The organism is Paenibacillus sp. LK1 (assembly GCF_002750415.1).
Lineage (GTDB): Bacteria > Bacillota > Bacilli > Paenibacillales > Paenibacillaceae > Paenibacillus > Paenibacillus taichungensis.
In genome coordinates, this window is record NZ_PEII01000002.1 from 76,095 (window position 1) to 101,500 (window position 25,406).

The following is a 25,406-nucleotide window of genomic DNA, read 5'->3' on the forward strand; positions in this document are numbered from 1 at the left end:
AGTCAATTCATCTATCTGGTTTGGACGACTGCGTTCATCGCTATACCTTTACCTGCCATCCCTCGGCATCATGCTGTAATTGCCACAGACGCGAATAGATACCTGATGTTAGCAATAATTGCTCATGCGTTCCTTGTTCGACAAGCTGGCCCTGATCCAGAACAAGGATCTGATCCGCATTTTGGATCGTTTTCAAACGATGGGCGATTAGAATTACCGTTTTGTTCGTGACCAGCTCGTTAATCGCTTGCTGAACTGCGGCTTCATTTTCTGGATCAAGTGATGCCGTAGCTTCGTCCAGCAATACAATGGATGCATTTTTCAACAACGCACGTGCAATCGATATACGCTGTTTTTCCCCACCAGATAACGTCGAGCCTCCTTCTCCCACTAACGTGTCATATCCTTGAGGCAGACTTGCGATAAACTCATGACAGCAAGCCCGACGTGCTGCTTCTTCAATTTCTGCCTGGGTAGCCTCTTTCTTCCCTACACGTATGTTGTTACCGATTGTATCCTGAAACAGATACACGTCCTGGAAGACAACAGAGATATCTTCCAACAGTTTTTCCGGGTCCATACGGTTAATTGGCTGCCCGCCAATGGTAATGGAACCTGACTGCACATCCCAGAAACGCGCTATGAGACGGGTAACCGTACTTTTTCCACTACCGGATGGCCCTACAAGTGCAGTAATGGTGTGCGGAGGAATGGTAAACGACAAATTCTTCAGCACAGGCAGCTCATCATCATAACCAAAGGTTACGCGGTCAAACGAAATCGCCTGATTAGGTTGTACGCCTCCTGTTCCTGTCATTGGCGCCTCCTGCTGCACTTCCATAATGCGCCGTGCACTATATGCGGAGTATCGCATTTCACCATAACTCATCAGCGCAACGGTCAGAGGTTCAAACACTTTCGTACCGACCAGCAAAAACAGCAGAAATATCGGCAATGTCAATTTTCCGCCAGCAAGCAAATAACTCCCTGCCAAAATCATCCACGTCATGCCGGAACGCGCAAGAAGCATCGCCCCCATAATCATCGGACCCATAATGCCTTCCAACCGAATGGATGCCGACTTCAACTCGTCAAAAGAACGACGCAGTCGTTCAAATCGTTCTCCGCCCATATTGTGGGCTTTGATCTCACGAATACCGGTCAAATACTCTTGTAGTCGACTGGCAGCTTCGTTCTTGGCTCTCACATGATTCTCGCTTAAGCGAGCCTGAATGGAGTCTGTCATCCATAACAAGGCCACACCAAGTGGAACAGCGATGAACATCGCAACTGCCATTCGCCAATCTACAAACAGCAGTCCAGCAAAAGCCAGCACCGGCAGCACAATGGCGCTGATGAGCTGTGACAGATTGTGAGAGATCGTATGCTCTACCTGTCCATAATCACTCAGAATCAGATTGGTCAGATCTCCCGGGTCCCTTTTACCGAAGAAACCCAATGATAGATGACGAATATGTTCAGCCAGCTTCAAACGTCCCGTTGCGGCGAGGCTGTATGCTGCCCGATAGGTTTTATCATAGAGAGAAGAGTAAGCCGCATACTCCACCAACAGCCATGCAAACAGAATGCAGCACACCATCCACATTCGCTGGATGTCCAGTCCCTTATCCGGTTCAGCGAAGGATTTGTATATCGTATTGAAAATATCAACGAGCAGCGCAGCCGGAATGATCTTCGCAATCCCGTCCAGAATGGCGGCTATGATGGATGGAAGCAGACTGCGGGGGTTACCACCCGATATGTTGTATAAATAGTTCCTCATTGCTTCGCACCTCCAAGCTTCCAGGAAGCAGCATGAATATGGGCCTGCCACATCTTCTCATACAAACCGTCTGCCTCACGTAATTGATCATGTGTACCTCGCTCAACAATGGTACCCTGACGAATGACCAGGATCTGTTCAGCTGCCCGAATCGTTGTTAGACGATGAGCAATAATCAGTACCGTTTTACCTTGAACGAGTTGGGCCAGACCTTGCTGGATCTTATGTTCATTCTCTGCATCCGCATATGCTGTCGCTTCATCTAAAACGAGAATTGGAGCATCCTTGAGTAAAGCTCTCGCAATGGCAATCCGTTGAGCTTCACCACCAGACAGGTACGTACCACCTTCTCCAATTTTGGTGTCATATCCCTCATCCAGCTTCTCAATAAACTCATGACAACAAGCTGTTCGAGCCGCAGCAATGACATCATCCCGCGATGCAGCTGTATTGCCCATGCGGATATTTTCCTCAATCGTATCGTAGAACAGATGTACGTCCTGGAATACAAACGAAACCGTCTCCATCAGCTTCTCTGTCCCCATTTCCTGAATGGGAACCCCACCAATCGTAATTTCGCCTTGCTGCACGTCCCAGAAACGCAGAAGCAGATTGGCAATGGTAGATTTTCCGCCACCCGAAGGTCCAACCAATGCCGTCATTTCTCCTGCTTTAGCTACAAAATCAACTTCTTGAAGCACAGGTTTGAACGCTTTGCTATCCTTTTGTTCATACGCAAAGGATACCTGCCGAAAAGCCACATCATATGTATCGGGCACTAGCGGAGTGAGAGGTTCCTGTACAACCGACTCAGCAAATACAGCCTTGATCCGATTCTGACCTTCTACGATCTCACGCATGCCACTACCCAGATACATCAGTTTCAAGAGTGGTGCGGACAAACTTGGTGTAATGATTAGAAATAGAATAAAGGTGATCGCGAAAGACTGATTGCCTGCGTTTTCGCTTGAAAGTAAAATGCCGATCGGAACAATAAAGGTCACCAGCGAAATAATGATGATGAAAAACATGCCATACGACGTCTTGCATAAATCGGTTATTCTCAACGAGATATCCCGATATCTCGTTACTGCCTGTTTAAAGGTGAGAAACGAGTCCGCTGTAATACCGAATACTTTTACCGCCGGCATTCCTCTTACGTATTCAACCCCTGTTGAGTTCATTTCTTCAATCGCATACTGAAAATCACGATATGCCTGACGTCCCCGTTCACTTCGGAAGATGCTGCTTTGCAGCCAGAACCCGATAATCATGGGAACTAGCAAGACCAGTGCCATACGGTAATCTAGCCAGAACAAATAGCATAGTAGCACTAGTGGAATGACGATCGCACTCACCAGATCGGGAAGCTGATGCGCGATGAACTTCTCTATTTTCTCAACGCTAACTTCAATGATTTTTTTCAGCTCACCTGTCGCAGTTCGAGTGTGATACCCCATCGGCACTTTTGCCACATGATCGGCAAGCTTTACTCTGAGCTGGTACAGGATGTTGAATGCAGCGATATGCGAGCACATTCCTCCAATATAGAGCGCGATAAGACCCGCGATTAGCGCTCCAAAAGAGACGAATCCCCAATACATCAGCAAATCCCTGTCCAGGCCAGATGGCTCTCGGGCATGGATTAACAGTTCTTCGACGATTTTATACACTCCGATAAATGGAACCATTTGCAGCAGACTCGATAAAATCGAGAAGATACTTGCTGTAATCAGCAAACCTTTCCGCTCCTTGGTTACTTCCATTAAACCGGATACTTCAGATGTGGTGTTCATCCCGCTCCTCCTGACATTAATAATCATTCTCAATATCGCGCAGTGTTATATACGCCCAATTAATATCTCACAGCACAGTGATCAGCTACTACCTTAAAACGGAGCAAAAATACCTCTATACGGATAATAAATGGCATCATTTTGTTTTATTTCATCTGATAATTAAGGCAAACAAAAAAAGACCATATGTGACATATGGCCTCTTACCAATGATTAATGGATATCGTGAAAAATACTCCGGGGCAGAATAGTGTTCCCTTTGAGGGATCTTTCACCCTTTTCGTTCTCAACCCTTATTGGAAATTCCCATGTTCTCTGCTCGCATCTTATACCGTTGTATAACTCTATTTTCTACTATGGCGTAGATCATCCCCGCAAGAGCAAATAGCCAGATGGAAGTCGTTCGGTTCAAATGGTATGTCTCCACGATATGGTCTCTGAACATCTGATCAAATACCCACGACCCTAGTAACCCGCAACCGACACTATATACAATCACCCTGGCGATAATAAAGGGGACATATTTACGCAGAAGCCATGAAATCGGACTTACAACTACAGTATAAAAAGCGAATACGTGTGGGCTAAAGGTGATAAAGATCAGGAGAAAAAAGATGTGACCCACATTCCGCAGGCCATAGTATTCTGTCGTTGTAACTTTGTATCCTTCCAGGACTTCAACTGCGACCACAGCACTCAGCATCACGATAACAAACTCAATTCCTAAAACCAAAAAACGTTGAACCGCATTCAGCAACAATCCAAATCCCCTCCCATATCTAAACACCATTCGTAGGCATTAGGTTACGGGGTGAAATGGATTGATTACGGCTGCTCGTGAAAAGCTTTCCAGAATGAACCCTCTGTATTAATGATATCCTTGATCTGGGCAAAAGGAATTGTAAATGTCGGAAATCCCGCGACATAAGGAGCGATTTCATAAGGGCTGAAATATAGATGCAGTGCATCCGCTGTGACAAAAAAAGGCTGATCCGGGCTGATTCCCTCATACGTGTCTGGAAAAACATACGAGTATTGTGGATCATTTTTGATCTGATCACCTACAATTTTGCTGAGCACCTTAACATAATCACTGTTCGGTTTAAACAAATCCTTGAGTTCATACATCTGGCCGCTGCTCAGATTAATAATCGCATAGATCATCGTCGGCATGCCATGTGCTGCACCCGCCGGGTAGTTATAACCCGTGAGCTTGAGTTGAAGCAATTGCTGCTGATAGAACGTAATATCAAAATCCCCTGTATATGTGTAACCCAGCTTCTGATCCGCAGGGATTGGCTTCACTTGGGATAGTGCCTTTAACTTGGCGTTTACTGCAAGCTGAACGGCTTGATCGGTTAACCCTTCCACCTGCGGATAATACACGAGATAATCGGGGTTTGGCTTATATTTCTCTTCCCGTACACGATATGGCGGGTGAAGCGGAACGATTGTATTTTGCCGCCAAATGATCTGCCCGTTTCGGTTTACATAGGATACGCGCTGGTCCACATACGCCTTAATCAGATCGGGAGCTACCAATTCAAGTGTGCCCGAGCCTTCAACACGGGGGTATCCCAATGCAGGTCGCCCATTTAGATCCAGAAAGAACGTTTGTGTTCCATTCGTGACTGAAGCCAGCCCTCCCTTGTAATTCGATACATCCGTATATACAAAATCGGAAAGTTTTCTACCAGTGACATCTGCAATTGCATAGACCGAACCTAAGAAAGACTGTTTGGGGTCAATCGCTTGCCCCAGGGCTAGCCGATGTTCTCCCAGATCTCGAATGTCATTATAGGCGGGTTGGATGGTAAATGTGCCCTGTGTGTTAATAACGCCATAGATGTAGTTGTAATCCTCCGCTGTATTCACAATAGCGTATCCACCACTGAACGGAAATGCCGAAGTGAAGCTCGGCTGAATTCGGATATGACCACTTTCGTCGATATAACCGTATTTACCCGATGTCTCTTTCTGAAAAGGAAGTAATCCGTTACCCAGAGGTCCTACGTAGGCATACGGATACGTCGCCAGCCGCTGACCATTTCGGTTAATTAACGCATATTCATTTTCTTTGATCTGCACAACGGCCTTGCCATCCTGAAAATCGTTCGCTGAAGTGAACTGAGCCCGAATGACCTCATTTCCAGAGGTGTCCAAATAACCGTAACGACTGACTTCCCCGCCTGCCTGACTGCTGTCTGAAAGGTAAAATAGCGCTCGACCGTCCTTCACATCGGCAATAAACGGATATGCCCGTTTGGTCAATACTGCGCCTTGTTCATCAATCATCTTGAACCCTTGGGAATCAATGACAATGGCCCGACCTTCTGTGAAAGAATTAATGGAATCGTATACAGGTTGAACGACAAATTGCCCGTTAAGATTGATGATGCCAGTCTTCCCGTCTTTTACGACGACAGCCAGGCCATTTCGTTGAAAGTCTTGGGCATCGTCAAGTATCGGTTCAAGACGAATACGACCTTGGGCGTCCATATAACCCCACCGGGTTCCAGTTGTTGTTCTGACCGATATCGGAAATAACCACGTCGTTTCACGCGGAACCTCTGTGCCTATGGCTTGCCTAATCTTCTTTTCCAGCTCAAGCAGAACTTCCCGTGAAGGGTAGGGGTCACTGAAACTTAGCGCTTTTTGGACCGAAACGAGTGCAGCAGGAAATAATCCGGCTTTATACTGAGCGTCCGCAAGATAATACCAATAGAAAATATAATCTGGATGTTGTTCTGCCAATTGTTCGTAATACTTTACTACCTTAGGGAAGTAATACGGATATACATCTGTTGCGGGAACCCATTTCCCATTCTGCCAGCGGATGATTTCGACCCGATAAGCTTCACCTGTATCATGAATCCAGAGTGCAATTTCTACTTTGCCATCTCTGCCGTGGTGACCCGGCATATCGATGATTTCCGCATGGCTGTAATACAAATCTTCTGGCGCCTGATCTGTCAGTCCTGATTCTGTCCAATCGTATACAGCAAGCTTCGACCAGATCGCACCGACCTGCCAGCCAACAATGAGATTGTTCCGCGCCGTGGATGTCACCGATGCCGCTGTCAGCAAGGTAACACCATAACCCAGGCCTTTGGTCAAAGACATCTTGATCCAGTGACCCTGGTAAAATTTCAGAACAAGCAGCATTAATTCTCCGCCCTGCTCATATACAGCAGCAATTTCCGGCATTCCGTCTCCGGTTAAATCTGAAGCGTAAATGGCCGAATGTTTGACCGGTTTATCAATGGTGACGACAGTCGCGTCAGCCGGGATATGTTGATTGACAATTTGCGTTAACAGAGGTTCGCTCATGGACATGCCTGTTTCCTCCTTAAGACAGCATTCGCCTAATGGTATGGGTATGCATCATAAGCGGGGATATGACATCTGAGCGAATATAACCGTTAACTTTGGAGATTCAAAAACCTAATTTACTCAAATAAAATAAAAAGAATTGCAGAGGCTCATGCTTCTGCAATTCTTTATGTGCCAATCGGTTCAGGATGATTCTTGAGTGCTGAGCTGTACATACTGTGTGAGGCGGCAATAGTGAAGCAACATTAGCTCCTCATCACCGCTCCCCAGAGCAGTTTTTCGGCCCTCTTCGATCAAGAGTTCCAGTATTTCACGAAGGAAAGCCATTTGGAACCTCGAGGTCTCCACAATTAGCTGTTCCAATACATCAATATCTTTCAATGTGAATTGGGATAATCCGCGAAGAAACAGCTCTTCTGACCAGCTGTTAATCTTCTGCATCAACTGACTATAGTCTTCCAATTCTCCCCGTCCTTCCATAACCCGTATCCAGTTTCAGACTGATCACTGTTGGACCCTTCAGGAAGCTGATCGGGTATATCCGTTGCTGTTCTATACGCACAAAAGCATAAAAGTGTTCGAGTGTTCCTGTCCCATAACCTGACTCCAACCTTTTGATTATGGTCTCCCATTCCGTTGAATAAGGAAGAGTCAGATCCAACGTCTCCCCATGGTCACTCTCCATCGTTAGAATAAGGTCCTGTGATTGCTTCTCGAAGCGATGCTCTACAACCCGGGCAACCTTGATCATCGCCAGTCGTTCTTTCGGAACGGAAAACAACCCAAATGAGCGTGCATCTTCAGCGAGTACGGAGGGTATATCTTGCATGTACTTGCCCAGATTCACCTCTTCCACTGATGTTCGTGGCAACAGTGTAAGCTTTGCGCCTTCCCCGGAGGAGAGTCTATGCTCTTCATTTACTTTCACCGAGCGAAACTGAATCTCTTCCCCGGCAAATTGACGAAAAGTCAGATTGGGCAGCCATGGAGTGAAGGAACCATAATGCTCTGTATATGAGAATTGATTATCTTCATAGTATACAGCCCGCACATCGCTGTACGTATAGATTTCCGCATCATCAGAGCAATAGAAATAATAAGTGATTCCACGGTAACCGGAGCGTGTCTCCCATGCATCAGCACCCAGTCCATACAGATGCAGCTCTGGAACCGTATAGTATTTACTTCGGAAACTGCCAATGAGCTGACTCTGTTTGAATGCAGATACCTTCTCTTGTTCAAGCACCTGTAATGCAAGATACAACTTGCTTACCCGATCAAGCATCGATTGCATGGAGAACCGTACGTGTCGGTTAAAAAACAATTGCAGTTCCCCCTGAATCCCGCGTAAACTCCGCTCAACGTCAGGAAGATGACCACTATGGGCCGCAATCGCCAGTGTTTCCAATTGAGCCATATACGATTGCGGTAGACGAGCAAGTCCCGTCTTTAGCAGATCTGCCAGCATGTAACGGCATTCCCGCACCGTTTGAAGTGAAAACGTGGTATCATGGACTCTTCCACTTATGGCTTCCGTATCATTCAAACCTTGTTGCATCCGATACCGCAATAATGCTTCAAGTTTGGCCATATTACCGGCAGTTTGTTTTACTTTGCACAGGGCCTTAGCCAGACTAGCTTCCTCTGTAAACGAAACCTCAATTTCTTGTTTCACCAGACGCACCGTTAGAAGAGAATCTTCCAATACTTCAATCTGCTCGGGATATCTTAATCGGAACAGAACCTCCTCAATCAAGGAAGAACTATATGATTTAATCAAAGGAGCAAGATCGGATTCAACCATCCAGCGGAAGCGGGACTCCGTTACCAGACCAGACTCAGGTTCCAACTGTGCTGATGACGCTGCTTCACCCTGATTCAATGTATCCTCTGTCTGATGTTCCCGCTGATAATACAAAATCGAAATCAGTATATGTTTGCAAATATTGTCTGCCGGACAGGAACACTCCCAATGATCTAGCGTATTTTCAAGCGAACAATGTGTACCATCACTCAACTGACAACTCACAGAGGCTTCATTCCAAATGTATTGCACAGTCAAGCCATTATCCAACTCTTTCAGAGACCGTTTGTACAACCCTTTGTTGGCATTTCGAATCAAATAATCCTCCGTACACAGCTTCGAAAACATCCGAAATTTCAGTTCAAATCCGCTCACGTGATCAACGTCCTGACGCTCTTAAAATATCATAGATCGTCTCACTGAACACACGACCTGCAATTTCACCCAAAGCAATGGACTTGTGATCGCTATAATAGTAGTGTTTCTGACTGCCAGGTTTAAAGAAGTGCAGAGATTCAAGCGTGATATCTTCCAATCCTTCATAATATGAAATGCTGGTACCACTGAAGCGCAGTTCTGCGATAAGATCTCCATACTCTTTGTAAAATTCATGATACCAGCCGCCATCCTGTGCTGGACCTTTGATCCATCCGTATTTCTCCAGTGCTTTGGGGAATGCGGTGGGAGAGAAATCAGACTCGGGCAAGCGGTCATATTCAACCTTGTTTTTGTCTTCATCCTCAGGCATATGAACTTGACGATTCAGCTGTTCAAACGGCTGCTTGATCTCATAATCTTCCAGCTGCGTTTTCCATCCTTCGAGCGTAGATTGGTCAAGTTCGAGTGGATGAATCAATCCCACTAGAGATCCCGAAGGCAGCTCGTATTCATCCTCATCGAAGGTATTATACGTTCCATCCTCCATATAACGGAACGTGGTGACCAACTGACCATCTTCATATGTGCCCCATATCAGACCTACAGCAAATTTCTGCATGATTACATTCTGTACAAACAATGCTGTCCACTCATCAGCAGACCACAGCCGTTGTTTTGACAAAGATTCTTCCAGACGTTGCGCCTGGATGTTAACCATTGTTTTGAGATCCTTCTTCAATTGTGTGAAACGCGCCTTAGATTGTGCTGCAAGTTCAGCATCATCTTTCTGTGCAGGAGCAGGTAGACTCTTCACAGATTTACCCGTTTCTTCATTTACAACAACGACCTGCAGATCTCCATTCACTTTAATCAGGAATGAACGCTCCCCGTAGCTCAGCTGCATCGTTCCATTCTTATCAAAACCAAGTGTGGTGACGAGTCGATCTTCCAGTTGTTCCGAGGTGAGTCCCAAATTTTCCGCTGCCAGCTGCAACGCTTCTTCAGCCGCACCCTTAACCTGGCGGTTCTTCACAGTGCGTTTAATCTTGTCAATCGCCATAAGAGCAGAAGGTTCCTTAAGATAGGCCAGTACTTTTACAGCATCAGCCGCAATGGCGCCTCGGCTGTTTTCTGTCCATTCCTTAATTTGGGGAGCCAATATATTCACAATCTGAGTATCGCCAAAGAGTGCCGAGAGGTACATTACCCACTTCTCCTTCGCAGAAGCACTCTCCTGAATCCACAACTGCAGCAGCTCGCTAGCAAACCGTGCGAGCGATTCCTCGCTTACATACTCACGGAGTTCATTCAGTCTTTCGTTCGGCGCAGATGTATGATCTATTGATTGGACCAAGATATATTGCTTGATTCGATCATCTAATGGTTGATTGTCCTCTGAACGTATCAGAGAAGGAAGATCGTTCAAGGAAAACCAACTTAGTCTGGTCAGCTTTTTGGCATCTGCCTGATCTGCAAGTGCCGCATGAGCATACTCTGGACTTTGATCCGCGGTATCCAGCAGAATTTGAATCAGGTTCTTCCATTCGGCAGACTTCTCACCCTTCAGAAGCTCAAGGTATATCTCCTTGCTATGATCCAAACTGCGGATGGCGCTCAGAGCCATTTCTTTCACACCCGTTTTTTTCTCCGAACGATATATTGTCGTGTATAAGTCCTGGTCAGGAATCCGATTGAATTCAGATAATGCCACGCCATTTGCCTTTTTGGATGAATCCTGCAATCCGGCACGAATTGCTTCAGCTACCTGTTTAGTCGACAGCTCTTGACGTTGTTCAAAGGTGATTTCCAAAATTAAGATGCGCGTGTCCGTGGGTAGTTTCTTGTACTGTCCCAGAGCAAAGTCCAGATTTTGCTGAATGATCCGTCGATATTCATCCTGAGGCATCGATTTGTACTTATAATCGGTCATACCGTTGAGAGAAATCAGACTGGACAGCAATTTCTCTTGTTTTACCTCTGGATCTTGGCCGTAAAGTTCCAACAGCTTCTCACCGCTAAACGCGTAAGATTGATACATATCAGAAACGATATCCAGTGTCCACTCGGGATACGTGGTTAGAATCACGAACCGACGCATCGCCTCCGAATTCAAAGGCAGGAAACTAATGCTGATCAAGTTATGAACACGCCTTTTGTCACGATTCAGGTTATTAAACAGTCCTCGACTATTCGGATCTTCCCAGTATTCTTCAAAGGAGCTTTCACCGTTCAAATATCGTGCAATCGCAAGTCCCTGTCTGCCTCCATCTAATGGATGTCGAAGAGCGCTGAATACGGCTTGTTCAACCGTTTCATCCACATCTGGCACTGCGATTCCATGATCCTCCAGCACTTTTTGAATACACAATTTGAGGAATGGGGGTTTTAATATGTGGTATGCACGAATTGCTTGTTGCGGATCATTCACAATCGTTGATTGCAGAAATTGCCATGGTATGGTGTACGATTCGAGTTCATTACGCAACATTTCGATGAGCTGATATGGCTCGTCCAGGGGCACCAGCCCTGACAGCAATTCGTTGGCATTTTTCGTTCTTGTATCCATACTTAACAAATAGCGCCGAACTTCAAGTGGATAGATCTCATGTAATTGGTTTATGGCTTCGAGCAAAATAAGACCGGTCTCACTTTTGTCTTCAAGGAAACGTTGTTTGCCGCCACTGATGTTAACCAAATACAACAAAGCATTGCTCAAAAGGATCATCGTCTTGTCGAACTCACTGTAAGACAGTTGCTCCTTTTTGGAAAGAGAAGTGGACGAATAGTTCTCAGCTATAACCTGATTATGCTTCTCCCGGAGGAATTCATCATTTAATTCATATGCAGATTTGTTATGTTTCGTTTGAAAATTGCAAACCACCAATGGCTCAATCAATGCATGCAATTCTTTCCGCAGCTTACTTGTATCATGGGTCATCACATGTTGAAACAATGCAGGCAGAGATTGAGTGAACTGTTGCACCTGGGCAAGATGGGAAGGGCTATTATTGAGATCTGAATAGAGTCGAAGGAGTATCATTCCATTGATTACATCATGGAAATTCCCCTTCAGTCTGCTCTTTAATTCATCCAGAATTTCCTTCTCTCCAGCATAGCGATTGATTTTCTCCAAACGGGACAGCAATTCGCCCATCCGATCATTGGTTTTGCTCTTTCCACTCAGTCCATAAGCTTCCGAGTCGTTTCCAAGGCAGAGCGTAAAACCATCAGTTCTCCACGAATTTCTTCTGGAATAATTGGATTCCATATGAATTACAATGGCTCCCGCTCGAAAAAAGATGTCTCCGTCATCTTTTTTGGCAATTTTCATGAGTACTTCTATCGTCTGGTACGCATAATGGCTGGAACCTCCCATCATATCAGGAAACTTATCCGTCGTTCCCATCACATAATCTATGATTTCCGGACTCCGATCCGTTTTCAACGAATATTCATTGGAACACACCTCTGCAAACTTCTCCACCAGAGCTTCTACTGCGCGATCTGCAGTTAACATTACACATTCCTCCTCGAATATGAGTTTATAAATGATCTTGTATATAACCAATTAAGTAATAATTTCGCCAATCCAATCTGCCAACTCATTGGGTGTAATTGCAGCAACATGTGCACCCATATTGGATAACGTCTGCGCAGCATGTTTGTTGTACACGGTATCTCCGTTAAAATCGAGTGCGGTCAGCACAAGCAATTTGCAGCCCGTATCCAGAATATCCTTACATGCCTTATACATGTGCTGGATCGGGTAACCCTCCTCCAAATCGCTAACGAGAATGTATATTGTTTTCCCAGGATTTTCGATTAACGTCTCACCATAACGGAGTGCTTTGGTAATATGCGTTCCCCCGCCAAGCTGTACATTCATAAGCACATCTACCGGATCTTCCAGCCTGTCACTCAAATCGACAACCTGTGTGTCAAAAATGAACAATTTTGTTCGCAGTGCATTCAGGCGATAGAAAATGCTTGCCATCACCGAACTGTATATCACTGAATCCAACATGCTTCCGCTCTCATCCACACCAATGATGATGTCCCACTTGTTGTGAGACTGGATATTCCCGTCAAAATATAGACGATCAATTACAAATCTTCGATTGTTTTTGTCATAGTTCTTCAAGTTCTTGGTAATCGTCTGCTTGAAATTCAAATTGCGCAAGGAACGCACTGAACTGGATGCATAACGGCTGCGTTTCCCTATAATGCTCGCTTTGGTCTGAGATTCGAGTTTGCGTCGCAGCTCTTCAACTACGACTCGTACGATTTCCTTGGCGCTCTTTAATACGTCGCCTTTCATTCGTCCTTTAAATTGCATAATGTTCTTGAGTAGGTTCATATTGGGTTCGAGGGATTCCAGCAGCTTTTTGTCCGTTAACAATTCCGTTAGGCCATAACGGTCAAGCGCCTGTTTCTCCAAAATTTCTACCGTTGATTTCGGGAACAGTTCCCTGACCTTATGCAACCATTTGGGGACGGTAAGATCCGAGGAGCCCCTTCCTCCCCCTTTTCTGTAACCCTGCTCTTCACCGTATTCGCGATTATACAGATATCCGAGAATCTCATCGACTTCGGTATATTTAAAATCATCAGGGGAGTAGTCATCTGCATTGGACAGTCCTTCTTCGGAGGATTCACCCAGGATAAGGCGCCAACGGTTTAAGGTTTCTGCCCGGTTCAGCTCTGCATGGTCTTTCACCATTTCCTTGGTAGTATTGAGTTCATTCAGATCAGCTTCCATGCGTCAAACTCCTTCCGAAGGGCTTCATCCCATGTTTTCGTCTGGATCAGCAATCGCTCGTCAACGGAAGGCCATGACATCTCTTCGTTCTCTACCTGATGCAAGTTCGCAACCCGATCCGCAATCAGGCCTGTCTCCATTGGTGTGAAGTAAGTAAACGCCAAACGAAGTTCAGGGATCATACGAATAAACTCTTCATAATCAAGCTTCTCGATCATATAGTTCAATTCTGATAAAAGCTGATCTTCATACAGAAAAGCGTCCCGTGCTACAGAGAACACACCCTGTAGATAAAGTGCAGTCTGGCGAGTCTGTTCCTGCGATCCCCGGATATATGCACGTGCTCGATCCACGATCTCTTCTCTATGCCTATCGCCAAGTCCTGAAGATATGGCAATACACACCCCCTCCAGCTGTGCCGGAAGCTGGCTGTCTGACAGAAGTTCATCCAGATGTGCCCTGAATGGTTCATCCCGGAAATGCTCTTCGAACGATTCTGCCAGCATGGCAAGCAGCTTCAGTCCCTGGACAATCGCTTCATGTTCATCCGGATTCGTTCTTGAGAGCTGCATCAGTTTGTCCACGGCATTGTTATAGGCTTCGGACACGAGGTTGAGGAGCTGCTGTTCCTCAGACAACCCAAGAAGTCTGCGATGCTGCTGAATTCGATTCAAAATATGCAGACTTCCGCACAGTGACAAGAAATTCCCATCCTTCCGGAGCGCTGACTTTACTTGTTCATACAGCTTCATTGCGCTATCCTGCAGGCCCATGAGCAGAGCCTGCAGCATGGCTTTGGCGAGGTCACCGCTGTGATGATCCGGTATTCCCTGCATTTCCTCTTCCATCTTGCGCGTAGCGGATTCCTGAATTGTGCCTCCATAGAGCGAGTTCTCGATTAATCGAGCCTCAATTCTGGAGGAATAGGAATATACCCACGTCTCCCGAACAAGGTTCATGTCACGCTGTGCAATCCAATCCGGGCCTGATTGTCGCTTCGCGAAATCCGGAACGAGATAGACCATACATTGAAACAATTGACTTTGCCGACGATGATCTGGTTTGGCATATAAATCAAGTATCTTCTTATGTTGGCCTGTAGTACGAATTTGAAGTTTTGATTCTGTACAACGTTCTTTGAAATCCTCAACGATCGGAATACTGAATGGGTTGGGAGCCACTTTTCCGATGACAACCCCGGTTAGCAATCTGTGCAGTTCTTGTATTGGTTTGTCTGAAGCTAACGTAAGTTCACCCTTAACAAAGGAAGAAAGTGTTGCATCCATCAGCTCATAGACTCCACCTTCCCTTTTTCCTCTCAGTCCTGCGAGTCCTTGAACCATGCTGTATGCCTCAATAGCGTCGCTGGTTGATACATGTTCATGCCCTTCCCTCAGCTTGCGGGTTAGTCGTGATAACAAGTCCAAAGCGGTCAAATTGTACACGGAGTTCTTTTGCTGAAGCAGCTGAGTCCATATCTGTTCGTAATAATTCACGTAAGGCATGCCGCTTGCATACCCATTCAGCCGATCCGCTTCGGCAAACGTGTAGACCATGGGATACATCTGCTGATGCACCGAATTCTGAGCCTTCACAAGCTCTTGCATCGTCATCTCTTCTGAGTCCGTCTCATGATTCTCGGGCATCAGCAGTCCATACGTATGAAATCCGCCAGTAATGACAAGCACACGTTCATGCTCCTGCCCAGCCTGCTTAATACGACTTCTCATATGAGCTTCTCTTGCCAAATCACCTGTACTGTGCAAGCGCTCTGCTGAATAACACATCCGGGATAAGGTGCAGTACGTGAATACATCCTGTACAAATGCCTGTGTTGACTTCTCCAGACCACCAATTTCAAATACGTTCTCCCACAACTCATCGAAACTTCGACAGTTTGTTTTCTGACATAAACGGTGGATAAACTCAGACCCTGCAAGCAATGTCTCGTCTTGAATGGATATCTCCCGCTGTTCTGCCTTGTTGGGCTTGGAGAAATGATGATAATCCAGGTCGATAAAAGTTGCAGGGATGCTCAGCCGAGCTGCTTCTTTCAGCGCTACATATTCAGGAGAATAACGAAGCAACGGATAATAACAGGCCGCTCTCTCCTTTTCACTCTCATAGGTGTAGTAAAGACTGACAGGAGGTACGGTCGCCTCATCAGACAGAACTTGAAGTAATGGATTGCCGCTCTCAGGTCCTTCGATTAGAATGATATTCGGCTTGTATTCTTCAATTAATCGCAACAAATGATAGGAACAGGCTGGACTATGATGGCGTATAGGAAAATAAACCGTTCCGTTGTTCAGGTTATACACTTGCGACTCAAATAGCGTCTGTAACTGTGCAACATCCAAATCCGTATTTCCTGTTAACCGATCCATTTCTTTTCCTCATAGTAATCCTTCCAAATTCCTTCTTCTCTCGAACGCTCCTTCACGACCTTGGAGAAGTAAGTTTTGAGAATGGACAGATCCTTGTCGCTTTCTTTCGCTATCGTCCCTAGCATGTTTTGCACCAGCCGATCCAATGTGATTCCCTTGTCTTCGTAATAATAGGAAGTCATTGCACTCTGTACATATACAGATACGGCTTCAGCCGTACTCATGGACGCTTGGGGCGTATCCAACTTGTAACCTTCCCGCGTCATACCTGTGCGAAGCTCCATAAATGTCGTGGCCAGCAATTCAACCACATCCGAATTAATCTCGGTGTCTATTCCGCTATGTAATAATAGGCTTCGCGCCTGGGATTCAATAATTTTGGCTTCCATTTTCACACTGCTAATCGGTTTGATCGTCTCAAAATTGAAACGGCGCTTCAGCGCACCACTCATTTCATTGACGCCCTTATCACGAATGTTCGCCGTAGCGATCACGTTAAACCCCGGTTTGGCAAACAGCACACCACCATCCAGCTCAGGTATACTCATCACCTTGTCACTAAGAATACTGATCAGGCTATCCTGTGCTTCAGCGGGGCAACGTGTAATCTCCTCAAAACGGGTAAGAATTCCTTTCTTCATTCCGTTATACAAAGGCGAGGGTACAAGTGCAGCTTCGGACGGGCCTTTATCCAGCAGCATGGCATAATTCCAGGAATATTTGATCATGTCTTCGGTTGTACCTGCCGTACCCTGAATTGTGTTGAGACTGGTACCAGAAATGGCGGCGGTCAGCAGTTCACTGAGCATGGTCTTGGCTGTTCCGGGTTCTCCAACAAGCATCAAGCCCCGATTGCCTGCCAGTGTCACTACAGCACGTTCAATGAGAACATCGTTGCTATAAAATTTCCGTGTAATGGAAACCTCCTCTCCATTCAACATTGCAGGTTTATCCCTGCCAATAATAAAATCTCTGACATAGGCCGGGGACAGTAGCCAGTTTGGAGGACGTTTTCCCGTATCTTCTTCTCGTAACGCCCTTAATTCTGTTTCATATAGTGTCTCGGCGGGTGGCTTAAGCATCTCCATCGTCAAGGTTTCTCCTCTCGCATAAACAGATCGTATGTTCTTATTAAGTTTTATCTTATCACAGCAGCCTTTGAACGGACTTAGAAAACGCCAAAAATGGTTGAAACGTCCTTCTTATCGGCATTCTTCCTGAGCCAATGGACATAGTTCGTAGCATAATTGTGAATTACTTATATCATTGCATCATGGAGGTTGCATTCAAAACGAATTTGAATCCTCGTTGTTGTTGTAGACAACTTCAATTTATAGGCCATACGTCCTTATAGTTCATTAAACACCACGTAATATGGTTCAAGCAGCATAAGTCCAATCTCACAAAAAAAACACAGCCCAGTAGTCTGTGTCTTTACTTCATTTCTATTGATTTTATTCCTTATTCCATGTGCTATTCTATCTAAAATTAAATAGGCTTTCCATACCATATTTGTCAGTCAAAAACAAGGTTTCAATCCATCCAATATTGAATATATAGATGGTGCAGGCTTTTCGTATGAAGCCACCGAAATTAACATATGATCCCTTAGATAAGATGCGTAACAATACGAGCTTTTGATGAGAGGAGATTAACCATTTGAGTACTAATGAAACTTCACAGTCTGAGTTGTTCACTCAAGAATTTACACAGAACCCTTACCCCGTATACGAAAAGCTGAGACAAAATGATCCAATTCACAGAGTCCTGTTTCCTCATGGTGATTTCGGTTGGATTATTAGCCGATATGAGGATGCAGTGGAAGTGTTGAAAGACAACCGTTTCAGTAAGGACGTAGTCAAACGTTATGGACCCGATCAACAAAATATATTCGTGCATAACATGCTTTTTTCCGATCCACCTGATCATCGCCGGTTACGTGGACTCGTACAGAAGGCTTTTACTCCAAGATTGATTGAGGGCATGAGAAGCCATATTCAAGATATTGCTGACGATCTCCTGGATAATCTCAATTCCCAGGATAAGATGAATCTGATTGATGAGTTTGCATTTCCATTACCGATCATTGTCATCAGCGAGATCCTGGGTGTACCTCTTGAAGATCAGGACAAATTCCGTTTATGGTCCAATTCCATTATCGATGCGACAAGTGCGGAGCATTCCGAAGTGTTTGAGAAGCATGCCCAGGAGTTCATTGATTACCTGAATAATTGGTTTGCCAAAGTACGTGAGCAGCCGGGTGACGATCTGATCAGTCAGCTCGTTGTAGCAGAAGAATCAGGAGAACAACTCACTGAAAAGGAACTGCTTGGTGTTGTCGCTCTGCTGATCATCGCCGGGCACGAAACAACTGTCAATCTGATCGGTAATGGTGTACTTGCCCTTTTGGAGCATCCGGAACAACGCGACCTGCTGATCAAGCAGCCTGAGTTAATCCATAATGCTGTTGAAGAAATGCTGCGTTATAACGGTCCGGTTGAATTCAGCACATCTCGCTGGGCATCCGAGGACATAGAATTTCATGGACATCACATCGCTGAAGGTGAACTAGTCATTGTAGCACTGGATTCAGCCAATCGGGATGAAGAGAAATTTAAAGATGCGGATGTTTTTGACATCACTCGTGAGAAGAGCCCACATTTGGCTTTTGGCAAAGGCATTCATCTCTGTCTGGGAGCCCCTCTCGCGCGACTTGAAGGCGAGATTGCGATTAATACACTGCTTCGCCGCTTTCCCGATATGCAGCTTCAGACGGATGTTAATGAACTTGAATGGAGACCCGGCATGATTGTTCGAGGTGTTAAGGAGATCCCGGTACAGCTTAAATAGTTATGTATTTGAAGCAAGGAAAGCGAGGCACCTGATTGCATGGAAATTAACACCATTGTTCTAGTTGTTTTTTTGTTTCTTATTCTTATCTTATTGGTTCGCGTCATCAGCTTGCAGACCCAGTTGAATGAATTGAAAAGGGATGTTGAACGTCTGGAGAATGGTTCAGGACGTACCACACATTCCCCTCTCAGTTATAACGATTCTGCAGCGAATGTGTCTCTAACTCCACCGGCACAGTCTGATCTCACTGAACTTGATAAAGAATTGCAGGAGCTTGCAAAACAGGGCAAGAAAATAATTGCAATCAAAAAGGCCCGTGAAGCCAGAAACCTGTCTCTTAAAGAAGCCAAAGATTACGTTGAGTCTCTTGAACGCCTGTAATTAGTATGTAGATAGACTTTTCAACTCCCTGCAAAGGTTTTTGCTTTCAGTTGATTCGTGTTCGACTGGAAACAACGATCTTCGCGGGGAGTTTACTTTTTTCTAAAGACATGATAAAGTTATTTCAATATTTATAGAAATAAGAAATAAAGACGAAAGGACCGATTTTGATGCAATCCAATCCGATTGATACTGAACAGGCTGTCAAAATTCATAAAGCGCTAGGTGAACAAACGCGATATAAAATCATTCAGATCCTTTCAGGTGAAAGTAACCTGTGTCCAGCTGATTTGGAGAATCGGCTTGTAACTGTAGCGCTCTCCACTTTATCTCATCACCTGAAGCAACTTTCCGATTGTGGTTTGTTGACCTCACAAAAGAAAGGTACGTATATTTACTACAGTCTGAATACAGATACTTTACAGAGATTCGCTCCTTATCTGTTAGAGAAGTAAAATTTTTGTTTTATATTTCCATAATACTAGAAATATAAAATCATTATATTGGTAATGCTACTTAGTCCGCTGAGCCTAATGGTTGTCATTTAAATACCCTTTTGCTATAGCATGCGGTACATTTGATAGATTAAGTACTCGCTTTGCCTCATTGGTAGATTAGTTTTATCTTAATCCTGTTCTCTCGTCTTTATTTCTATATTTCTAAAAATATAATAATTATAATCAGAAAGAGGTTATATACTCATGTCTAACACATGGAAAATCTATGTTCTGGCCTTGGTCAGCTTTCTTGTAGGGACCTCCGAATATGTCATTGCGGGCATTCTGGATCGGATCTCGGACACCATGAATATATCGTTGATTGCTGCGGGACAGCTGATCACAATTTTTTCACTCATTTATGCGCTCGGTACGCCCATCATTATCGCCTTAACATCCCGCATGGATCGACGAAAGCTGCTGCTCTACTTTCTGGGACTTTTTGTCGTCGGCAACGTCTTGGCCTACCTGTTACCTGGATATGGACTCTTTATCGCTGCACGTGTCCTTATGGCGCTGGGAGCTGGAGTCGTCGTTGTAACAGCCCTGACAGTCGCTGCCAAAATAGCGCCCGCAGGCAAACAGGCCAGCTCTATCGCAACAGTCATTACGGGGTTTACCGCATCTCTAATCGTGGGAGTTCCACTGGGAAGAATGGTAGCTGCAGCTTGGGATTGGAAACTTATTTTTGCAGGTATAGCGATTTTGGGTGTGATTGCCATGATTGTTATTGCATCTACGATCCCGCCATCTGAAGGCGAAGCACCCGTTCCTTTGAAAAAACAATTAGCGCTCCTCAAACAACCTCGTATTGGATTTGCGCTACTTGTCAGCTTTTTCTGGTTAGGAGGCTATTCTATTGCGTATACCTACATTTCACCCTACTTGGTATCTGTTGCAGGCATGAGCGAAACGCTGTTAAGTTCCGCTTTGCTGGCTTTTGGGATCGCAAGTCTGATTGGTTCCAAATCTGGAGGATACAGCGCCGATCGTATGGGAGTAAAGCGAACACTCATCCTGGGAATGGCCCTGCATGTCATAAGTCTGCTGGTGCTATACATCACGGCTCATTCAGGTATGGCCATCTTCATTGTGTTGATCCTATGGTCCTTCTCCGCTTGGTCTTCCGGCCCAACACAGCAATATAATCTGGTTACAATGGCTCCAGAATCGTCTGGAATTATGTTGAGTCTGAACAGTTCCGTAATGCAACTGGCCATGGCTGCTGGTGCCGGTATTGGGGGAATCGCTGTCAGCTCAGTATCATTGTCATCCATCACCTGGATTGGAGCTGTAGGGGTACTAATTGCAATGATCATCATCATTCTTGCCTACCGTCCGGCAATTACCACAACAGCTCAGACCGAATCATCCAATGTTGCATGATGGAGCTTATGCTCAAGAATAAAAATGATAACACGCAAAAAGAGAGGCACTGTGATATTACAGTAGCCTCTCTTTCTTATTCCAGTCTGATTGGTGCCTTATTGTGCAGTTACAGCACCATCAATGGGATAAACAGCGCCATTAATATAAGGAGCTTCGTCTCCCAGTAAGAAGGATACCAGATTGGCAATCTCTTCAGGCTTACCGAGACGACCGGATGGAATGCTGTCAAGGGTTGCTTTGAATACTTCAGGATTATCCTTCCCGAACTGAACCACCATAGGAGTTTCAATCGTACCTGGGGCAATGGCATTCACGCGAATGTTTTCTTTGCCATACTCAATGGCCGCTGTACGTGTTAGTCCAACTACGCCATGCTTCGTCGCTGCATAAGGTGCAACTGCTTGAACACCCACAATACCTGCTGTGGATGCCGTATTGACGATGGAACCACCACCAGTTTTGAGCATTTCGGTAATCACATATTTCAATCCGTAAAATACACTTCTCAGGTTAATATCAATGATTTGGTCAAACTGCTCGATAGTATGCTCAATTAGTTTAATACCAGGACCAGCGATCCCGGCATTATTGAAGAACATGTCGATTCGACCGAATTCCTCGATCGTTTTGTTAACATAATTCTCTACCTCGTTCGCCTTACTTACATCTGTTTGTACAAAAATGGCTTTACCGCCCAGCTTCTCAATCTGTTTTACAGTTTCCTGACCCGTTTCAGCCACGAGATCAACGACCACTATAGACGCGCCCTTTTCTGCCAGCTTCAGTGCAGTCGCTTGGCCTAATCCACTTCCTGCTCCAGTGATAATTGCTACTTTTCCTTTGTGACTCATTTTGATCTCCTCCATGTGTGTTCGTCATCTGTCATCGGATCGATTAATTCGATATGAAGCGGTATTGCGTTGGAATGCAACATATGTAGGGTAAAAAGCTTTGAATCCTGTCTGACTTTACCTATTTTAAAGGAGTTTCAATTTAAAAACAAACCATATAATATGAGCACATACTATAATATTCATCACATTCCACACATCTCAAGAAGGAGAACTCCTTAATAAAAACGTGTAACATTCCCCTTCTTTTTGGTGAGATGTACAGTTTAATTTCATGCATTTACATTGTCAGATCGAACGGTTGAACATGGTGCGATAATGCTAAGGAAAACCTTTTACTTATCTTAGCAAATTGGTTTTGGCCAGCTCAATCAGCTCATCGCCACGCCCATTCAGCACCGCCTTCATCATCCATAAGGTGAAGCCTTCGGCCTGTTTTATATTAATCTTCGGAGGCAGGGACAGCTCCTGACGGTTCACCACAACATCAATCAGAACAGGACCATCATGCTGCAATGCACGCTCTACAGCCCCTTCCAGATCAGCCGGATCTTCAACCCGTATCCCCTCCAGGCCCATCGCTTGAGCTACCATGGCAAAGTTGGGATTTACGAGCTCGGTACCGGATTCAAGCAATCCGGCAGCTTTCATCTCCAGTTCAACAAAACTGAGTGCACCATTGTTAAACACGACAACTTTAATCGGGAGATTATGCTGTTTAAGCGTCAGAAGATCACCCATCAGCATGGCAATGCCGCCATCACCGGACAAAGAAATCACTTGTCTTCCCGGATCAGACACCTGCGCTCCAATTGCCTGTGGAAGAGCATTCGCCATAGTGCCATGACTGAATGAACCTAACAATCGGCGATTACGGCTCATTTCAATATAGCGAGCCGCCCATACCGTAGGTGTACCTACATCGCAGGTGAAGATTGCATTTTCTGCTGCAGCATCGCTGATAACCTTGGTTAGATACTGTGGATGAATTGGTGTTTTTCCGGGTTTACCTACGGCAAGCTCATCCAATTCTTTGCGAACTTTCTCGTAACGTTCCACACTTTTATGCAAATGTTTGTCGCTATGTTCTTCCGTGAGATAAGGTAATAATGTTTCAATGGTGGCCTTTATGTCTCCGCACAATCCATAATCGAGCTTTGTACGGCGACCAAGGTGTGAAGACTGAATATCCACTTGAAGTACAACCGCATCTTCCGGGAAGAATTGACGGTACGGAAAATCAGTTCCCAACATCAGGAGCACATCACAGTCCATCATGGCATGATAACCGGAGGAATATCCGATTAATCCTGTGAGGCCCACCGAATACGGGTTATCGTATTCCAGGTATTCCTTGCCTCGCAAAGCAATAACCATAGGAGATTTTAAGCGATCACAGAGCTGCATCAGAGGTTCACGCGCACCGGCGCAGCCTGCACCACACAGCAACGTAATTTTTTTTCCTTGATTCAAGAATTCCGCCAGTTTCCGCAGTTCAGGTTCGGAAGGGTGTACAACAGGCTGTGTCGCATGATATACATGCTCCGGAACAGGTAGGTCCGCCGCTTCCAAAGCCGCTACATCACCCGGCAGTATAATGACGGAAACGCCTGAACGCGCTACTGCGGTCTGCATTGCCATCGTAAAGGAACGCGGCATCTGCTTGGCTGTTGTGATGACTTCACAATAATGACTGCATTCCTGAAACAAATACTCTGGATGAGTCGCCTGAAAATACTCACTCCCAATCTCATCACTTGGAATATGAGCAGCGATGGCAAGTACCGGTACACGGTTCCGATGACAGTCATACAGACCGTTAATCAAGTGCATGTTTCCCGGTCCGCTGCTGCCCGCACATACGGCGATACTTCCGCTCACTTGGGCATCTGCCCCGGCCGCAAAAGCTGCAACTTCCTCATGGCGGACATGAATCCATTCAATTTTACCCGAACGACGGATGGAATCGAGTACCGCATTCAAGGAGTCTCCAACGATACCATAGATGCGTTTGACGCCTGCGTTCAATAGTGCTTCGACCAGAACGTCTGCAATTGTTTTTTTCATGACAGGTCGGTCTCCTTTATTCGCTTATTTTGAGTTATGTTTCCACCGCGTTAAACTACCTATTCTTTTACCCCAATCTTTTGAAATTAGAAACAAAATCATATGTATTTATGGATATATACAAAAATCCGCTTGTCATGGACTGACAAACGGATCTTGGGTTGTTATGGTTTAAAAAGCGGTTCATTGCATGTTTAGTAATTCATCACATCCATAAATCAATATTAAATGGCAGGCATCACATTGCCACCACTGACCGGGATATAAGCTCCTGTAATAAACGAGGACAGGTCGGAAGCCAGAAATGCTACCGCATTGGCAATTTCCTGATCTTCTCCCCTGCGTTTCAACGGTACAGTTTGAATATAACCCTCATCATGCCCCGACTCACTGTTGCGGTCGCGCTCACTGATCGTCCATCCAGGCGCAACCTGGTTGACCGTAATCTGATATTCGCCTACCTCTTTCGCCAGCACACGGTACAAACCATCCATACCACGTTTTCCAGCCGTATATGCAGACTGGGTAGCAAAATTTTGCATCGCACATTCCGTATTGATACCAATGAATCGACCAGCTCTGGCTTCTTTCATATATGGGATGAATGCTTTGGCAAGATAAACACTCTGCATCACACATGATTCGAACTGGCTTATATAATCATCCGGTGATTGTTCCAGCACCGTTGTCCAGGCATATTGAATGACTGCATTGGCAACCACGATATCCACATCGCCAAGGCTGGACTGAATTTCATCCCGCATCCGAAATGCCGTATCCTGCTTCGTGATATCGCCCTGAACAATGACCGTTTTCCGACCGATGGCTTCAATCTCAGCCTGAAGTTCTCTAGCCTTCGTATCATTATTTATGTAATGCAGCGCGAGATCAGCACCACAGTCTGCCAACGTACGAGCGATGACCCTTCCCAATTGACCGGTTGCGCCTGTCACCAGTGCCGTTTTACCTGTAAGATCCAATTTCATAAGGACAGTCCCCTCCTTTGAGCCACATGTGTAATCACGAAATTTAGTGATGAAAAAAGAAGGATTTAATAATGATTTAACCCTCATTAATCAAACTGGAAAACGCTTTCGAAGTTCATGTTATCTTCTGTTTGGTTCAATG

17 protein-coding genes are annotated in these 25,406 nt (G+C 45.3%); 4 read left to right on the forward strand and 13 right to left on the reverse strand.

The features are described 5' to 3' along the window. Positions 1-40 precede the first annotated feature (40 nt). The 10 genes from CS562_RS04140 to CS562_RS04185 all read right to left on the reverse strand — a co-directional run bounded on the left by CS562_RS04140 (position 41) and on the right by CS562_RS04185 (position 17,328). Positions 41-1,783: an ABC transporter ATP-binding protein gene (locus CS562_RS04140; protein WP_099853848.1), complete on the reverse strand. Its 1,743-nt coding sequence runs from the start codon at positions 1,781-1,783 to the stop codon at positions 41-43. Continuing rightward, positions 1,780-3,579 (reverse strand): ABC transporter ATP-binding protein, encoded by a 1,800-nt coding sequence (locus tag CS562_RS04145; RefSeq protein ID WP_099853850.1) that lies wholly within the window; start codon positions 3,577-3,579, stop codon positions 1,780-1,782. The genes CS562_RS04140 and CS562_RS04145 overlap by 4 nt, the downstream gene beginning before the upstream one ends. A gap of 286 nt (positions 3,580-3,865) precedes the next feature. Then, positions 3,866-4,339, reverse strand: coding sequence for a hypothetical protein (locus CS562_RS04150; protein WP_099853852.1), 474 nt, complete (start codon positions 4,337-4,339; stop codon positions 3,866-3,868). A gap of 65 nt (positions 4,340-4,404) precedes the next feature. Beyond that, a complete protein-coding gene (locus CS562_RS04155) occupies positions 4,405-6,915 on the reverse strand; it encodes a WG repeat-containing protein (RefSeq protein WP_099853854.1) in 2,511 nt (836 codons plus the stop codon). A 180-nt stretch (positions 6,916-7,095) separates the two neighbouring features. Continuing rightward, positions 7,096-7,374: a hypothetical protein gene (locus CS562_RS04160; RefSeq protein WP_099853856.1), complete on the reverse strand. Its 279-nt coding sequence runs from the start codon at positions 7,372-7,374 to the stop codon at positions 7,096-7,098. Beyond that, positions 7,361-9,091 (reverse strand): hypothetical protein, encoded by a 1,731-nt coding sequence (locus CS562_RS04165; RefSeq protein WP_099853858.1) that lies wholly within the window; start codon positions 9,089-9,091, stop codon positions 7,361-7,363. The genes CS562_RS04160 and CS562_RS04165 overlap by 14 nt, the downstream gene beginning before the upstream one ends. A 4-nt stretch (positions 9,092-9,095) precedes the next feature. Then, positions 9,096-12,611: a DUF4132 domain-containing protein gene (locus CS562_RS04170; protein WP_099853860.1), complete on the reverse strand. Its 3,516-nt coding sequence runs from the start codon at positions 12,609-12,611 to the stop codon at positions 9,096-9,098. Between the two features lie 51 nt (positions 12,612-12,662). Continuing rightward, positions 12,663-13,814 (reverse strand): VWA domain-containing protein, encoded by a 1,152-nt coding sequence (locus CS562_RS04175; RefSeq protein WP_257219410.1) that lies wholly within the window; start codon positions 13,812-13,814, stop codon positions 12,663-12,665. A gap of 23 nt (positions 13,815-13,837) precedes the next feature. Beyond that, positions 13,838-16,240: a DUF5682 family protein gene (locus CS562_RS04180; protein ID WP_099853864.1), complete on the reverse strand. Its 2,403-nt coding sequence runs from the start codon at positions 16,238-16,240 to the stop codon at positions 13,838-13,840. After that, on the reverse strand, positions 16,228-17,328 hold the full coding sequence (locus tag CS562_RS04185) for an ATP-binding protein (protein ID WP_099853866.1): 1,101 nt from the start codon (positions 17,326-17,328) through the stop codon (positions 16,228-16,230). The genes CS562_RS04180 and CS562_RS04185 overlap by 13 nt, the downstream gene beginning before the upstream one ends. A gap of 571 nt (positions 17,329-17,899) precedes the next feature. Here CS562_RS04185 and CS562_RS04190 point away from each other — a divergent pair. From CS562_RS04190 to CS562_RS04205, 4 genes are all read left to right on the forward strand, one after another. Then, entirely contained in the window at positions 17,900-19,090 is a 1,191-nt protein-coding gene (locus CS562_RS04190) for a cytochrome P450 family protein (RefSeq protein WP_090898352.1), read from the forward strand. Positions 19,091-19,129: 39 nt separating this feature from the next. Then, positions 19,130-19,474, forward strand: a complete 345-nt coding sequence (locus CS562_RS04195) for a ribosomal L7/L12 family protein (RefSeq protein WP_099853868.1) — start codon at positions 19,130-19,132, stop codon at positions 19,472-19,474. Positions 19,475-19,644: 170 nt separating this feature from the next. After that, entirely contained in the window at positions 19,645-19,929 is a 285-nt protein-coding gene (locus tag CS562_RS04200) for an ArsR/SmtB family transcription factor (RefSeq protein ID WP_076288694.1), read from the forward strand. Between the two features lie 246 nt (positions 19,930-20,175). Beyond that, a complete protein-coding gene (locus CS562_RS04205; RefSeq protein WP_099853870.1) occupies positions 20,176-21,357 on the forward strand; it encodes an MFS transporter in 1,182 nt (393 codons plus the stop codon). A gap of 98 nt (positions 21,358-21,455) precedes the next feature. On the opposite strand, the gene CS562_RS04210 is transcribed toward CS562_RS04205, so the two are convergent. The 3 genes from CS562_RS04210 to CS562_RS04220 all read right to left on the reverse strand — a co-directional run bounded on the left by CS562_RS04210 (position 21,456) and on the right by CS562_RS04220 (position 25,264). After that, positions 21,456-22,211: an SDR family NAD(P)-dependent oxidoreductase gene (locus tag CS562_RS04210; protein WP_063563872.1), complete on the reverse strand. Its 756-nt coding sequence runs from the start codon at positions 22,209-22,211 to the stop codon at positions 21,456-21,458. A 339-nt stretch (positions 22,212-22,550) separates the two neighbouring features. Next, the gene (gene poxB, locus CS562_RS04215; protein WP_076288691.1) at positions 22,551-24,278 is read right to left on the reverse strand and encodes a ubiquinone-dependent pyruvate dehydrogenase; all 1,728 of its coding nucleotides are present in this window, start codon (positions 24,276-24,278) and stop codon (positions 22,551-22,553) included. Between the two features lie 224 nt (positions 24,279-24,502). Further along, entirely contained in the window at positions 24,503-25,264 is a 762-nt protein-coding gene (locus CS562_RS04220; protein WP_076288690.1) for an SDR family NAD(P)-dependent oxidoreductase, read from the reverse strand. Between the last annotated feature and the right edge of the window lie 142 nt (positions 25,265-25,406).

Excerpts from the sequence above, each read along its gene's own strand:
- CS562_RS04140 (WP_099853848.1), bottom strand. The coding sequence starts at position 1,783 with ATGAGGAACTATTTATACAACATATCGGGTGGTAACCCCCGCAGTCTG.
- CS562_RS04145 (WP_099853850.1), bottom strand. The coding sequence starts at position 3,579 with ATGAACACCACATCTGAAGTATCCGGTTTAATGGAAGTAACCAAGGAG.
- CS562_RS04155 (WP_099853854.1), bottom strand. The coding sequence starts at position 6,915 with ATGTCCATGAGCGAACCTCTGTTAACGCAAATTGTCAATCAACATATC.
- CS562_RS04170 (WP_099853860.1), bottom strand. The coding sequence starts at position 12,611 with ATGTTAACTGCAGATCGCGCAGTAGAAGCTCTGGTGGAGAAGTTTGCA.
- CS562_RS04175 (WP_257219410.1), bottom strand. The coding sequence starts at position 13,814 with ATGGTGAAAGACCATGCAGAGCTGAACCGGGCAGAAACCTTAAACCGT.
- CS562_RS04180 (WP_099853864.1), bottom strand. The coding sequence starts at position 16,240 with ATGGATCGGTTAACAGGAAATACGGATTTGGATGTTGCACAGTTACAG.
- CS562_RS04185 (WP_099853866.1), bottom strand. The coding sequence starts at position 17,328 with ATGGAGATGCTTAAGCCACCCGCCGAGACACTATATGAAACAGAATTA.
- CS562_RS04195 (WP_099853868.1), top strand. The coding sequence starts at position 19,130 with ATGGAAATTAACACCATTGTTCTAGTTGTTTTTTTGTTTCTTATTCTT.
- CS562_RS04200 (WP_076288694.1), top strand. The coding sequence starts at position 19,645 with ATGCAATCCAATCCGATTGATACTGAACAGGCTGTCAAAATTCATAAA.
- CS562_RS04205 (WP_099853870.1), top strand. The coding sequence starts at position 20,176 with ATGTCTAACACATGGAAAATCTATGTTCTGGCCTTGGTCAGCTTTCTT.
- CS562_RS04210 (WP_063563872.1), bottom strand. The coding sequence starts at position 22,211 with ATGAGTCACAAAGGAAAAGTAGCAATTATCACTGGAGCAGGAAGTGGA.
- poxB (WP_076288691.1), bottom strand. The coding sequence starts at position 24,278 with ATGAAAAAAACAATTGCAGACGTTCTGGTCGAAGCACTATTGAACGCA.
- CS562_RS04220 (WP_076288690.1), bottom strand. The coding sequence starts at position 25,264 with ATGAAATTGGATCTTACAGGTAAAACGGCACTGGTGACAGGCGCAACC.